The organism is Numidum massiliense (assembly GCF_001375555.1).
Taxonomy (GTDB): Bacteria; Bacillota; Bacilli; order Thermoactinomycetales; family Novibacillaceae; genus Numidum; species Numidum massiliense.
Genome location: NZ_CTDZ01000009.1, coordinates 303,595 through 318,637 on the forward strand (window position 1 = coordinate 303,595; position 15,043 = coordinate 318,637).

At 52.1% G+C, this 15,043-nt stretch carries 12 protein-coding genes; 11 read left to right on the top strand and 1 reads right to left on the bottom strand.

What is annotated here, in order from left to right:
* Nucleotides 1–138 precede the first annotated feature (138 nt).
* The 11 genes from BN1247_RS01975 to lpdA all read left to right on the top strand — a co-directional run bounded on the left by BN1247_RS01975 (nt 139) and on the right by lpdA (nt 14,563).
* Complete coding sequence (locus BN1247_RS01975) at nt 139–1,617, top strand: spore germination protein (protein WP_054948884.1); 1,479 nt, start codon at nt 139–141, stop codon at nt 1,615–1,617.
* Nucleotides 1,618–1,728: 111 nt separating this feature from the next.
* A complete protein-coding gene (locus BN1247_RS01980; protein WP_054948885.1) occupies nt 1,729–3,441 on the top strand; it encodes an AMP-binding protein in 1,713 nt (570 codons plus the stop codon).
* 278 nt (nt 3,442–3,719) lie between these two features.
* On the top strand, nt 3,720–5,471 hold the full coding sequence (locus tag BN1247_RS01985; RefSeq protein ID WP_054948886.1) for a long-chain-fatty-acid--CoA ligase: 1,752 nt from the start codon (nt 3,720–3,722) through the stop codon (nt 5,469–5,471).
* 455 nt (nt 5,472–5,926) lie between these two features.
* Nucleotides 5,927–6,511 (top strand): TetR/AcrR family transcriptional regulator, encoded by a 585-nt coding sequence (locus BN1247_RS01990; RefSeq protein WP_054948887.1) that lies wholly within the window; start codon nt 5,927–5,929, stop codon nt 6,509–6,511.
* 93 nt (nt 6,512–6,604) lie between these two features.
* The gene (locus BN1247_RS01995; protein ID WP_054948888.1) at nt 6,605–7,378 is read left to right on the top strand and encodes an enoyl-CoA hydratase-related protein; all 774 of its coding nucleotides are present in this window, start codon (nt 6,605–6,607) and stop codon (nt 7,376–7,378) included.
* Nucleotides 7,379–7,391: 13 nt separating this feature from the next.
* Nucleotides 7,392–8,159 carry an electron transfer flavoprotein subunit beta/FixA family protein gene (locus BN1247_RS02000; protein WP_054948889.1) on the top strand — a complete coding sequence of 256 codons (768 nt, stop codon included), beginning with the start codon at nt 7,392–7,394 and terminating at the stop codon, nt 8,157–8,159.
* A 91-nt stretch (nt 8,160–8,250) separates the two neighbouring features.
* On the top strand, nt 8,251–9,231 hold the full coding sequence (locus BN1247_RS02005) for an electron transfer flavoprotein subunit alpha/FixB family protein (RefSeq protein ID WP_054948890.1): 981 nt from the start codon (nt 8,251–8,253) through the stop codon (nt 9,229–9,231).
* A 515-nt stretch (nt 9,232–9,746) separates the two neighbouring features.
* Nucleotides 9,747–10,826, top strand: a complete 1,080-nt coding sequence (gene pdhA, locus BN1247_RS02010; RefSeq protein ID WP_231633085.1) for a pyruvate dehydrogenase (acetyl-transferring) E1 component subunit alpha — start codon at nt 9,747–9,749, stop codon at nt 10,824–10,826.
* Entirely contained in the window at nt 10,826–11,809 is a 984-nt protein-coding gene (locus BN1247_RS02015) for an alpha-ketoacid dehydrogenase subunit beta (protein WP_054948891.1), read from the top strand. Before pdhA ends, BN1247_RS02015 begins: the two co-directional genes overlap by 1 nt.
* 21 nt (nt 11,810–11,830) lie before the next feature.
* Complete coding sequence (locus BN1247_RS02020; RefSeq protein WP_054948892.1) at nt 11,831–13,147, top strand: dihydrolipoamide acetyltransferase family protein; 1,317 nt, start codon at nt 11,831–11,833, stop codon at nt 13,145–13,147.
* Nucleotides 13,148–14,563, top strand: a complete 1,416-nt coding sequence (lpdA, locus tag BN1247_RS02025) for a dihydrolipoyl dehydrogenase (RefSeq protein ID WP_054948893.1) — start codon at nt 13,148–13,150, stop codon at nt 14,561–14,563. It abuts the gene before it with no gap.
* 162 nt (nt 14,564–14,725) lie between these two features.
* Here lpdA and BN1247_RS02030 read toward each other — a convergent pair whose 3' ends face one another.
* Nucleotides 14,726–14,953: a DUF1128 domain-containing protein gene (locus tag BN1247_RS02030; protein ID WP_054948894.1), complete on the bottom strand. Its 228-nt coding sequence runs from the start codon at nt 14,951–14,953 to the stop codon at nt 14,726–14,728.
* Nucleotides 14,954–15,043: the final 90 nt, after the last annotated feature.

Here is a 15,043-nt window from a genome sequence, read left to right on the forward strand (position 1 = left end):
GAAACGGCTCCCTCGCTTGCTAGGTCTGATTGCACTGATTTTTTTAATCGTCGGCCTGGCATACATGTTTCTTGCATAAAGACTACTCGTGCGGTTCATACTAACGTGGATTGTTTTTCCAGGAAGTGGGGGAACACCTTGAACCGCGAACAGAACCAAAAGCTTACGCAGCAAAACATTTCAACCGATCTCGCGGCTAACGTCGAGTTACTGAACGAGGTGCTCGGAGTCGGGAGCAACTATGACGTGATCTATCGGCCGCTCAAGTTTGCGAAAAAACCGTTTGCGATGTACTTTATTAACGGGTTTATCGATTCGCACACGTTGGACCTCGTCAACGCCCACTTGAGTGAGTTGAAGCCGGAACAGCTAACGCACGACACGATTGTGAAAATGCTCAAGACGTATTTGTGCCACAGTCAAGTGGAACTGGTCGAGAAATTGAGTGACGTCGTCGACAACGTGTTAACTGGGCCGCTCGTGATGCTGATGGACGGCTCGGAGCGGGCCTTCGTCATCGATGTACGCCATTACCCGGGTCGCAGTCCGGAGGAACCGGACATCGAGCGCGTCGTGCGCGGCGCCCGCGATGGGTTTACGGAAAACATCGTCGTCAATACGGTCTTGACACGTCGGCGCCTGCGCGATCCGTCGCTACGCTTTGAAGTGCTGCACGTCGGTCAGCGCTCGAAGACAGATGTCGTCCTCGCGTATTTAAAAGACGTGGCCGACCCCGATCTCGTACACCTATTAAAAGATCGGATCGATCGCATCAGTATCGACGGACTGCCGATGGCTGAAAAAAGCTTGGAAGAATTTATTTTTAAACGCAATTGGAATCCGTATCCGCTGGCGCGTTACACGGAGCGCCCCGACGTCGCGGCGGTACACTTGTTGGAAGGGCACGTACTCATGTACGTCGACACGTCCCCGAGCGTGATGATTACGCCAGCGACGTTGTTTCATCACGTGCAACACGCGGAAGAGTACCGGCAAAAGCCAATTGTCGGCGCATATTTGCGCTGGGTGCGTTTTTTTGCCATGTTGTTATCCCTCTTTTTATTGCCTGCTTGGTATTTACTCGCAAGCCACCCGGGAGGATTGCCGGCGTCGCTATCGTTTGTCGGGATCGAAAAACCGACGCCTATTCCGCTCATGGCTCAGTTTCTACTCGCGGAGGTCGGGGCCGATGTGTTGCGCCTAGCGTCCATTCACACCCCTTCACCGCTCGCTTCGGCTCTCGGTCTCGTCTCCGCCATTTTAATTGGACAAGTGGCGGTTACCGTCGGGTTATTCGTCAATGAAGTCATTTTGTACTTGGCGATTGCTGTCATTGGACAATTTGCGACGCCGAGCTACGAATTCGGGTTAGCGAACAAATTGGTGCGTATCTTTTTTCTGTTGTGCGCCTGGGCTGGCGGTTGGCTCGGGTTTGTCTTTGGGGTCGCTCTGTGGATTGCGTTGCTATTGTCGATGCGCTCCTTGAACGTGCCGTATTTGTGGCCGCTTATCCCCTTTAACGGCAGTGCCCTGCTCGACGTCCTCGTGCGTTCGCCGATTCCGATGCAGAAAAACCGACCCAGCGCACTTTCTCCGCAAGATGTCACAAGACAGTGAACAAAAACACTATCTTTATTCATCGTTTTGCCATACAATAGTAGAATAGTGAGGTGGGATATGTCTACAAATGAATGAGTAATCATTCACAAAATAAGGAGGGGGTAATGCATGTTAGGGGTTCAAGCTCCGTGGACAGTGCATTACGAAAAAGAGGTGCCGCATGCGCTCGACTACGCACAAGTTCCTTTACATTCCTTTCTAGAAACTGCGAGTCGAGACTATGGGGCGCACCGCGCCTTACATTTTATGGGCAAAACGATTACCTACAGCGACTTGTTTCGCGCGACGGAAACTTTTTCTCGCGGGTTACAACAGTTAGGGATCGAAAAGGGAGACAGCGTCGCCATTATGTTGCCGAACTGTCCACAGGCCGTCATCGCCTACTACGGGGCACTGCAAGTCGGCGGCGTCGTCGTACAGACGAATCCGATGTACATGGCGCGGGAATTGGAACACCAATTGGTCGACTCGGGCGCAAAAGCCATTGTCTGTATCGATTTAGTGTATGAGAAAGTGGCCACTGTTTTGCCGAAGACTGCCATCGAGCACGTCATTGTGACGAGCGTGAAGGATTACCTTCCGTTTCCGAAAAACATTTTGTATCCGCTTAAACAACGCAAAGAAGGGATGCGTATAGACATCCCGAAAAGCGATGTGACTGTTCACTGGACCGACCTGATGCGCCGTGCGCTGCCTCCGCTGCAAAAAGTGGACGTCGCCGCGGGCGATTTGGCGCTTTTGCAGTATACAGGCGGCACGACGGGACTTTCCAAAGGCGTGATGCTCACGCACGAAAACCTCGTCGCCAATGCGGAACAGCTAAAAGCGTGGTGTTACAAAGCGCAACCTGGGAAAGAACGTTTTTTAGCGGTCCTGCCGTTTTTTCACGTGTACGGGATGACAACGACGATGAACTTGGCCGTGATCCTCGCTGCGGAATTGATATTGTTGCCTCGCTTTGAGGTGACAGAGGTGTTAAAAACGATCAACAAGCTCAAACCGACGTTTTTCCCTGGCGTGCCGACGATGTATATCGGCCTGTTGAACCATCCTGAACTTCAAAACTACGATATTGGCTCGATTGAGGCATGCCTCAGCGGTGCTGCACCGCTACCACTCGAAGTACAGCAAAAGTTCGAGCAACTGACCGGGGGAAGTCTCGTCGAAGGGTACGGCTTAACGGAAGCGTCACCAGTGACACACGCCAATCCGATCTGGGGAAAACGCAAAAGTGGCAGTATCGGGCTCCCGCTCCCGAATACCGAGTGCCAAGTGATCGATCTAGAGACAGGAGAGGCGCTATCGCAAGGCGAAGTCGGCGAGCTGGCCGTGCGCGGACCACAGGTGATGGCGGGTTATTGGCAGCGTCCCGATGAAAACGCTATCGTGTTAAAAGATGGCTGGCTCTTGACGGGTGACATGGCGCGTATGGACGAAGACGGGTATTTTTACATTGTCGATCGCAAAAAAGATATGATTCTCGCTGGCGGCTTTAATATTTACCCGCGGGAGATTGAAGAAGTCCTTTACGAACACGAGGCAGTTAAAGAGGCAGTTGTCGCAGGGGTACCTGACCCGTACCGCGGTGAGACGATCAAAGCGTACATCGTACTAAAAGAAGGAAAAAATGTAAGCGCTCAGCAGTTTGAAACGTATTGCCGCGAGCGGTTAGCAGCATACAAAGTTCCGCGACTGTACGAGTTTCGCCAAGAACTGCCGAAAACGCTCGTCGGAAAAATACTCAGGCGCGCACTCGTCGAAGAAGAGATAAAAAAAGAGAAGCAGGGTGAAGCGGAACCGCCCGATACAGAAGACAAGTAATGCAGCAAAGCAGTCGTTAATAGACGGCTCGGAGCGAGTATGCGCTATTACCCGAGCCGTTGCCGCACCTACGTGAATCTCGTGATCAGGAAATTGGGCGCGCAACTTACTGTGTGCCTTCTCGCGAATTTGTTTAGCAACGCAGTTGGTGTAAGAAAAAGTGAACAAAAACACTATCATTATTCATTGTTTTGCCATACAATAGTAGAATACAGAGAAAAACTATACCAAAAAATGAATGAGCAATCATTCAAAAAAAAGGATAGGAGGGGTAATGCATGCTAGGGGTTCAAGCTCCATGGACAGTGCATTACGAAAAAGAGGTGCCGCATTCGCTCAACGACGTGCAGGTCCCTTTACATCACTTTTTAGAAACGGCGAGTCGAGAGTATGCATCGCACCGGGCCATCAACTTTTTAGGCATGTCAATGACGTACAGCGATTTATTTCGCGAAACAGAAACTTTTTCTCGAGGGTTACAACAACTAGGGGTTAAAAAGGGCGATCGCGTCGCCATTATGTTGCCGAATAGTCCGCAAGCCGTCATCGCCTACTACGGGACGCTGCAAGTTGGCGGCGTCGTCGTGCAAACGAATCCGATGTACATGGAACGAGAGTTGGAGCACCAATTAATCGACTCCGGTGCGACTGTTATTGTCTGTATCGACCAAGCTTACAAGAAAGTTGCCGACGTCTTGCCTAAGACGGCTATTGAGCACGTCATTGTAACGAGTGTGTATGATTATCTTCCGAAACACGTCTTGCAATCACTCTTACAACGCGAAGAAGGAGAGCGCAAAGGAGGAGGACTTGCGAAGCTTAAAGAAGGTGGAAAGTTAGGGGTAGACATTTCGCAAGGGGACCGAACGGTTCACTGGAAACAGTTTATGTGTTCCGACCAGCCGCCATTGCAAAAAGTAGACGTCGCCGCGAACGACTTGGCTTTGCTCCAGTATACTGGGGGCACGACAGGACTGTCTAAAGGCGTCATGCTAACGCATGCAAACCTCGTCGCCAATACGGAACAGATCAAGGCGTGGTGTTACAAGATGCGTATGGGCGAAGAGAAGTTTTTAGGCGTCCTGCCGTTTTTTCACGTGTACGGGATGACGACGACGATGAACTTGGCGATCCGCCTCGCTTCAGAATTAATTTTGTTACCGCGTTTTGAAGCTACCGACGTGTTGAAAACGATTCACGCCTTCAAACCGACGTTTTTCCCCGGTGTGCCGACGATGTATATCGGTCTGTTGGCCCATCCCGAGTTTACAAAGTACGACACCAGCTCGATTGAGGCATGCATTAGTGGTGCCGCTCCGCTGCCCTTCGAAGTGCAGCAAAAGTTTGAGCAACTGACCGGTGGGCGTCTCGTCGAAGGTTACGGCTTGACGGAAGCGTCCCCCGTCACACACTTTAACCCGCTGTGGGGAACACGCAAAGCCGGTAGCATCGGCATCCCGCTATCCGACACACAATGCAAAATCATCGATTTAGAGACAGGAGAGGCGCTCCCACAAGGCGAAGTCGGCGAGCTCGCCGTGCGCGGACCGCAGGTGATGCAAGGGTATTGGCAACGCCCGTATGAAACCGCTGTCGTATTTAAGGACGGTTGGCTGCTCACAGGAGACATGGCGCGCATGGACGAAGACGGGTATTTTTACATTGTCGATCGCAAAAAAGACATGATTCTCGCTGGCGGCTTTAATATTTATCCGCGCGAGATCGAGGAAGTGCTTTACGAACACGAGGCGGTCAAAGAGGCTGTTGTCGCAGGGGTACCTGATCCGTATCGGGGTGAGACGATTAAAGCGTACATCGTACAGAAGGAAGGAAAAAATGTAAGCGCTCAGCAATTTGAAACGTATTGTCGCGAGCGGTTAGCTGCGTATAAAGTCCCGCGGCTGTATGAATTTCGGGATGAACTGCCGCAAACGCTCGTCGGAAAAATACTCAGGCGCGCACTCGTCGAAGAAGAGATAAAGAAGGCACAGCTGGCTGAAACGGAACCGGCGCCGCCGACAGAGAAGTAACAAGGCCGAACGGTCGGGAAAAGCGGGGTTGCCACATGACCGACTGTCGCTTGTCTAGACGGTTGATCGAGTACAGGTGTGTTCACATGAGAAATAGTGTATAATAAACATATAAAACTGGCGACATGGCAGACGATTTTAATGCACATAAACGGTGAAAGTGTGTGTCTCCTTACGACAGTAAGGGGATTTTTTTCGAGTAGCGGTGCATTTTTCGTTTGACATTCTCGTCAGACCGTACTAAACTATAAATGAATGAACGGCCATTCACTACAAACCATGTTCACACGACTGGCGTGCGGACGTCTAAGCGACCAGACCTGCACGTGTTAAGGACGTTTAGTCGTTTAGATGTTCGGACGTTGGGGTGTTTAGATGAATTTGTATGTGCCGTGGGGTCTGTATACCGCGCTGACAACGGCTGCGGGGCTTAAGACAGAGAAATGAGGATCGTTATGGCGAAACGTACTGGAGAAAAATACGAGGCAATTATTGATGCCGCTGTGAGAGTGATCGCGCGCAACGGCTACCACAACGCACAAGTGTCCAAAATTGCCCGCGAGGCAAATGTTGCCGACGGCACGATCTACCTTTATTTTGAAAATAAAAACGACGTGCTCATCTCGTTGTTTAAAGAAAAAATGGGGCGCTTCATCCAAGATATGGAGCGAACGATGATGACGATTGCCAATCCGGCGGAGCAGCTAAAAACGTTGATCACTTCCCATTTCCGCTATTTAGAGACGGATGGGGAGCTTGCGATTGTGACGCAAATTGAGTTGCGGCAATCGAATCCGGAAGTGCGGGAAGAGATCGGACAAATATTAAAGTCGTATTTGGGTGTCATCGACGAGATCGTCCGGGCAGGGCAAAGAATCGGCATGTTTCGGCAAAACCTTGACGTGAAGTTAGCGCGAAAGATGATTTTTGGTACGCTAGACGAAATTGTGACCTCGTGGATTATGAATGGGTGTAAGTATTCGATCACAGAGATGACCGAACCTGTGCACGATTTGTTTTTACAAGGTTTAAAAGCTTAGCGTTAATTGGTATGATCATTATATAAATAAAGTGATTAGTAGCGCCGCAACTTGTGGCGCTCGCTATCACGTAACATTGCAAGGAGGGAGAGTGTGAACGACCTTATTCGGTTGGAAGTCATTCATCGCGTCGCTTATATCGCCATCGATCGACCCCCGGCCAATGCGTTAAGTCGGTCATTACTCGTACAGCTGCAGCAAGCGGTTACACGCGTAAAAGATGACAGCGCGATCAAGGTAGCTGTCATTAAAGGTTCTGGAAAAATGTTTGTCGCTGGTGCCGACATTAAGGAGATGGCTGAGACAGCGAATGCGGCCGGCAGCGAACTGGCGAAAGGCGGCCAAGCTGTCCTAAACGACATTGAACAATCGCCGAAACCGTTTATCGCCGCACTCAACGGGCACTGTCTCGGCGGGGGATTGGAATTAGCGATGGCCTGTCATTTACGGTACGCCGTGGAGGGGGCAAAGCTTGGTCAGCCAGAGATCAATTTAGGGCTCATCCCCGGTTTCGGTGGCACGCAGCGCCTCACGCGTCTCGTCGGGGAGACAGTGGCGATGGAGATGATGTTAACGGGCGCACCGCTGTCAGCAGAGCGAGCGCATTCACTTCGCCTCGTCAACCGCGTGTTTCCCGCGGCGCAACTCGATCCGGAAGTTCGGCGCATTGCTGAGCTGATCGCCGGTAAAAGCGCAGTCGCCACGAGAGAAATTGTCGGCGCTGTGCGGGCGGCAGGTGACGTACCTCTGGCGGAAGGCCTTGATTTTGAGGCAGATGCGTTTGGTCGCGCGTTTGCTTCCGACGATAAGCGGGAAGGTATTGCAGCTTTTATCGAAAAGCGCGAACCGCATTTTAAGGATAAATAAGGAGGATTTATTCATGAATATACTCGTGTGCATTAAGCAAACGTTCGACACAGAAGAGCGTATCGACATTCAAGACGGTCAAATTAGTGAAGACGGGGTAGAGTTCGTCATGAACCCGTACGACGAGTACGCGGTCGAAGAAGCGATTAAGTTGAAAGAAGAACACGGCGGAGAAGTGACGGTCATTACGATTGGTCCCGACCGCGCTGAACAGGCCCTCCGCACCGCGCTAGCGATGGGCGCCGATAAAGGGATCATCGCCAGTGACGATTCTTTGTTCGGGGACGAGTATACGACGGCGAAAGTGTTGGCAGCGGTCATTAAAGACCTCGAATACGACATCATTCTCGGGGGTTACATGGCTGTCGACGACGGTTCGGCACAAGTCGGGCCGCGCCTGGCGGAGGAATTGGGCATTCCGCACATTTCCACCATTACCGAACTCTCGATTGACGGTGACGAAGTGAAAGTGGCGAAAGACATCGAAGGTGATGTCGCTTACTTGAAGACGAAGCTACCCGTCCTATTAACGGCGCAACAAGGGCTCAACGACCCACGCTATCCGTCGCTACCCGGCATTATGAAAGCGAAACGCAAACCGCTCGACCGCTTAGACGCTGACGACCTCTCTCTCGACGCGGACGCCATCGCGGCGAAAACGGAGGAACTGGACGTTTTCTTACCACCGGAAAAAGCGGCTGGGCGCATTTTAACGGGTGAGTTGGACGAGCAAGTAGACGAATTGTTAGAGCTGCTGAAAAACGAGGCGAAAGTCATCTAATTGGTTTGTTACCACACATGCGTGCGGAGCAGTTAGTGAACAAACGCGCATGACGCTTTTTGAAGGGGAAAACTAAGGAGGGAACCGACTTATGAGTCGAAAAATATTAGTTTTTACAGAGCTAAGGGAGCAAACGCTCAGGCAAGTATCTTTTGAGGCACTCACGGCTGCGCGGCGGTTAACGGATGGGGGGACGATCACGGCGGTTGTCACAGGAAACGGCCTACCGGACGTTACCGCGGAATTAGCACGCTACGGCGCCACAGACGTCGTTTACATCGATCACGAAAGTTTACAGGACTATTCGGTGGACGCTTACGTGCAAGCGTGGGCGGACGTGATCGAAGGAGAGGCGCCAGACGTCATCTTAGCACCGCACACAGCGATCGGCAAAGATGTCTGCCCCCGGCTCGCGGCCAAGTTTGAATATGGTCTCATTTCCGATTGTACCGATGTCGAAGATGCCGATGGACGCGTCGTCTTTACGCGACCGATCTACGCGGGGAAAGCGTTCGTCAAAAAAGCGTTCAAAGACGGCAACCTCGTCTTTGCCACGCTGCGGCCGAACAACATTACTGCAGAAGAAGTAGCTGATGCGCCTGAGGCTGCGCGCAGTGACGCCACACCTACTATCGCAGCCGATTCGCTGAAGACGATCGTCGAAGAAATTGTACAAAAGGCATCGTCCGGAGTCGACCTTTCCGAAGCGCGCGTCGTCATCGCTGGCGGCCGCGGCGTCAAGAGTGCCGACGGGTTTAAGCAGCTGTACGAGTTAGCCGACTTACTCGGTGCCGCCGTCGGTGCTTCGCGCGGGGCGTGCGACGCCGACTACTGCGATTACTCGCTGCAGATTGGCCAGACCGGTAAAGTCGTCACCCCCGATCTGTACATCGCTTGCGGCATCTCTGGCGCCATTCAACATTTGGCTGGTATGTCTAACTCGAAAGTGATCGTCGCGATCAATAAAGATCCTGAGGCGAATATTTTTAAAGTGGCCGATTACGGCATCGTCGGTGACCTGTTCGACGTCGTACCGAAGTTGACCGAAGCGTTTAAAAAAGTGCTCGCTTAGGTGTAAGTAATAAGCCAGGTGATGCACGAGGTTCACAATAGGACAAAACAAGCCGAAACCCCTTAGATTGAGGAGTATCGGCTTGTTTTTCTTTTTGCCCCCTATTGGCTATATACTTACGCCATGAGTTTTGTGTGAGAAGTTACTCGTACGGTCGGCAAGTAGGCGCGCAGTTTCTGCTCGCGAAACGGTTATAAATCGTACCAGTTTCGGGGATTCTAAACTTGATTGTCATATTGTGTGCGCAATAGGTGGCAGCAAACGTTATCACAGATATATAACAGATTATGTTTGAGGTATAGAACAGCAGGGGCTTTCTTTTTGAAACAAAAGGGTATATAATAGTGAATGCGAAGAAACACCAATAGAAACTTACCTTTTTATCGCTGCGTTAGTTTGTCATCACACGTTTACGCAAGGAAGATAAAATAAACAGAGTGAAATCTTCATATAGAACAGTTTATTTTACCCTTTTCTTGCAACAAGCGTTTATTACTGTATGCGAGGTGGTTACTGTGGACCTAATCAGTCCTGATTTGAAAGTTGAGATGCAGCAGATTTTATCCGAGGACGGAAAAGTTAATGCTGGGCAAACCGTTCCGGATCTTAGCGACGACGAATTAAAAGATATGTATCGCTGGATGTTGCGGCTACGCGTATTCGACGGACGCGTCATTAAACTGAACCGACAAGGCCGATTGGGCTTTTATGCACCGCTCGGCGGACAAGAAGCGTGTCAAGTGGCCAGTATGGCTGCCCTCAGGAAGAGCGACTGGCTGTTGCCGAGTTACCGCGACATGGGGGCATCGATGTATCACGGGATTCCGCTTGAGCAAGTGTTTTTGTATTCCCGCGGGCAAAGCGGCGCCGGACGCATTCCTGACGATGTAAATATGTTCCCGCCGCAAATTATTATCGCTGCGCACTTGTTGCACGCATCTGGCATCGCGTGGGCGTCGAAGCTACGCGACAAAGACGATGTAGCGATTTCGTTCTTCGGCGACGGCGCGACGTCGCAAGGTGACTTCCACGAAGCGTTGAACTTTGCTGCCGTATACAAGTTACCTGCCATTTTCTTCTGCCAAAACAACCGTTACGCGATTAGCGTACCTTTGCATAAACAAATGAACAACGAGACGATTGCGCAGCGGGCGCTCGCCTACGATATGGCTGGCATTCAAATCGACGGAAACGACCCGCTCGCCGTTTACCAGGCGACGAAAGAAGCGGCTGACCGCGCGCGCAAGGGTGAAGGTCCGACGTTGATCGAAGCGTTGACGTACCGCCTTGGGCCGCACACGATGTCCGGGGACGATCCGAAGCGTTATCGGGAAAGAACGGAAGAAGACGAGTGGCGCGAACGCGACCCGATGACTCGCTTCCGCAACTACTTAGAAAGCAAAAACCTCTGGAGCGACGCTGAAGAAGAGGCGACTGTGAACGAAATGAACGACGAAATATCGGCGACGATAAAGAAAGTGGAACAAATGGATAAAGGGTCGATCGCCGAGCTGCTCGATACGGTGTACGCAGAGGAGCCGAAAGACTACACTGCCTTTAAACAAGTGTTCTTGCAAAAGGGAGGGGAAGCCTAATGGCTAAAATGACGATGGTACAAGCGGTTTGTGACGCGATGCGCGTCGCGCTGAAAGAAGACGACAATGTCGTCGTGTTCGGGGAAGACGTCGGTGAAAACGGCGGTGTGTTCCGAGCGACAGACGGCCTGGCAAAAGAGTTCGGCGATCACCGCGTCATGGATACACCACTCGCCGAATCGGCAATTATCGGACACGCGGTCGCGATGGCCGCTGTCGGGATGAAGCCGGTCGCTGAAATTCAGTTTATGGGCTTTATTTTTGAAGCGATGGACCAAATTGCTTCCCAAGCGGGGCGGATGCACGCGCGCTCCGGCGGACGCTTCAACGTGCCGATGGTGCTCCGCACGCCGTTCGGCGGTTACGTCAAAGCGCCGGAACTGCACTCGGATAGCTTAGAGACGTTGTTTTGGCACAGCCCGGGTTGGAAAATCGCCATTCCGAGCAACCCGTACGATGCGAAAGGGATGCTGCTCGCGGCGATTCAAGATCCTGACCCCGTGTTGTTTATGGAGTCGATGCCGCTCTACCGCTCGGTAAAACAAGACGTGCCGGAAGGTTCGTACATCGTACCGCTCGGTCAAGCGAATATCGTTAAAGAAGGTACCGACGCGACGATTTTGACGTACGGCAACATGGTGCGCATTTCGCAAAAAGCAGTCGAACAGCTTGAAAAAGAGCGCGGGGTTTCTATAGAAGTGATCGACCTCCGCACGCTGTCACCGTTAGACATGGAGACGATCACCGCTTCTGTCGAAAAAACGGGACGCGTCGTCGTCGTGACAGAACACGCGCGTACTGGCGGGGCTGCATCGGAAATTATTACGCGCATTAGTGAACAGTCGATCTTACATCTAAAAGCACCGATTGGACGGGTGACCGGACCTGACGCGCCTTTCCCGATTGCCATGATGGAAGACCAGTGGCTGCCGACGCCTAATCGGGTACGACAAGCGTTAGTCGAAGTATTGGACTTTGATTGATAGCCAAAAGGAGGCACAACAGTGGCTTACGATTTTAAACTTCCGGATATCGGCGAAGGAATACATGAAGCAGAAATTTTAAAGCTATACGTTAAAGTAGGCGACGACGTAAAAGAAGACGATGTGCTCGCTGAAGTTGAGACAGATAAAGCGGTCGTTGAAATTCCAATTCCAGTTACCGGGAAAGTGAATTCGTTAAATGCGAGCGAAGGTGATACAATAGAAGTTGGGCAAGTGCTCGCTACGTTTGCGACCGACGACGACCCGGCGGGAGATGCTGGTGCGGACGACGCACAAGCGCAACCGTCTGCTGCGGCTACGGAAGAAACCGCACCGGCTGAGAAGGCGCAAGCAGGACAAGCTGCGGCAACAGATGCGCCGCCAGCGGTAGATGCGGGTGCCGATCGCGAGGCAGCGAAGAAAGTACTCGCTATGCCTTCCGTGCGCAAGTTAGCGCGCGAACTAGGCGTCGACATTACGCAAGTACCGGCTACCGGCAACAGAGGTCAAGTGACCGCGGCCGACGTGCAAAACTTTAAAGCAGCACCGCCGGCAGCGCCAGAAGCTGCAGCACCGGCTGCACAAGCAGGTGGAACAGCAGGACAAGCAGTAGCGCGCACCTTCGAACCGGGCAGCGAAGAGCGTATTCCGCTTAAAGGCATTCGCAAAGTGATCGCCGAGCGCATGGTCGAGTCGAAGTTCACCGCCCCGCACGTGACGGCGATGGACGAAGTTGACGTCACTGAACTCGTCGAACTGCGTCAGTGGGCAAAACCGCTCGCTGCAGAAAAAGAGATCAAACTGACGTACTTGCCGTTTATCGTGAAGGCGATTATTGCCGGGTTGCGCGAGTTCCCGACGCTCAACGCATCCATTGACGAAGAAGCTGGCGAAATCGTCATTAAGCACTACTATCACATTGGCATCGCCGCAGCGACGAACGAAGGGTTAATGGTGCCCGTCGTCCAACATGCGGATCAAAAGACGATGTGGGAGTTAGCGGACGAAATTAACGACTTGGTGGCGCAAACGCGCGATCGCAAAGTTGCGCCTGATAAGTTGAAAGGCAGCACGATCAGCATTTCCAACTTAGGGTCGGTCGGTAGCGGGATGTTCTTCACCCCGATCATTAACTATCCTGAAGTAGCGATCGTCGGTATCGGTACGATAGCTGAGAAACCTGTCGTACGAGACGGTGAGATCGTCATTCGGAAAATGATGGGATTCAACGTGACGTTCGACCATCGCCTCGTCGACGGAGACGTAGCAGCCCGCTTTATGCGGTTAGTCAAACATTACTTAGAGAATCCCCGACTTTTAATGATGGAGATGAAGTAAATGGTAGTGGGAGATTTTGCGAACGAAGTCGATGTACTAGTCGTCGGAGGCGGACCGGGTGGCTATGTCGCTGCCATCCGCGCCGCCCAACTGGGCCGCGACGTCACCTTAGTGGAAAAAAGTGACTTAGGCGGCGTCTGCTTGAACCGCGGCTGTATTCCTTCGAAAGCGATCATTACGGCGGCAGAACTGTACGAAAAAATGCAAAACGCTGGTGACCTCGGATTAATGGCGGACAACGTGTCCGTCGACTACGCGAAAACACAAGCGTGGAAAGACAAGGTCGTTTCCCAATTGACTAAAGGCGTCGGCTCACTGCTTAAAGGGAACAAAGTGACGGTAATCAAAGGGGAGGCCTATTTCTCCGGCGAAAACCAAGTGCGCATTGCGACGGAAGACGACAGTCAGACGTATAAGTTCAATGACTGCATTATCGCTACCGGTTCGCGTCCCTTTGAGCTGAAAGGACTTCCTTTCGACGGCAAGCGGATCATCTCTTCGACCGAAGCGTTAAGTTTACAAGAAGTACCGGGTAAATTAATCGTCGTCGGCGGCGGTTACATCGGCCTCGAACTCGGAACGGCCTATGCGAAGTTAGGCAGCGACGTGACAATTTTGGAAGGGACCGACCAACTGTTACCCGGAACCGATAAGCGGATCGTCCGCTTCATCACGAAAAACTTGAAGAAAAACAAAGTGACGTTTAAGACGAACGCCCTCGTGCAAAAAGCGGAAGCAAGTGACGACAAAGTGACCGTCACGGCGGAAATTAAAGGTGCGGAAGAAACGATTGACGCCGACGTCGTCTTAGTGGCCATCGGGCGCCAGCCGAACACAAATGAGTTAGGCTTAGAGCAAATCGGCATCGCCTTGGACGAGAAAGGTTTCGTTAAGGTGAACGAAAAAATGCAAACGTCCGTGCCGCACATTTACGCCATCGGCGACATCGCCGGCCAGCCGCTTCTCGCGCACAAGGCGAGCTACGAAGGGAAAGTCGCTGCAGAGGTAATTGCCGGCCAGCCGAGCATCGTCGACTACCGCGCCATGCCGTACGTCGTCTTCAGCGATCCGGAAATTGCCTACACCGGCATGACCGAAGACGAAGCGAAAGCAGAAGGCATCGAAGCGACCTCGTTCCGCTTCCCGTTCCCGGCTAACGGACGCGCCCTGACGATGAACGCCGCAGACGGCTTCGTCAGCGTCGTCGCCGAAAAGGAAACGAAACGCATCCTCGGCGTACAAATTGTCGGACCGGAAGCTTCCTCGCTCATCGCCGAAGCGGTAACGGCGATCGAATTCGGCGCGACGGCGGAAGATATCGCCCTGACGATTCACGCCCACCCGACGCTGCCTGAAGCAATTGCTGAAGCGGCAGAAGGCATTATGGGACACGCGATCCATACCGCGAACAAGTAAGCAACATTCAGCGCTAAATTGTAAATACAGTTGCCAGCATACTGACTCGTGCTCAGCCTATGCACAATAGGCGTCCATGCTGCACGAAAGGGCTCCGTCGCGAAAGCGGCGGGGCTTTAACTATGGCGTGGCACCTTACTATGCGTCGGGGGTTGCTACTTCTTACTTCCGTCCCCGCAACTCCCTCAGTTCGGTCAAAATGCCTTCGATTTCCATCATCGACAGCGACTCCCGCTTGGCAACCAACTCGTAAATGTCGCGTAACTCGGCGTAATCTTCGAGGCGAAAATCGTCGGGATTGATCAAAGAGTCGTTAACCGTTTTAAGACGCTTTTTTAGATCCGTAATCATAAAGGCCATGTTTTCTGAAGTCGCTTCTTGTAAATTCAACGATGTTCACATCCTGTTCAGTCAAAATTGTTTAAGAAACTCGCCCTGCGCAGCGGTCGCCCCCTATTATAAACGATTACATGCGTTTGT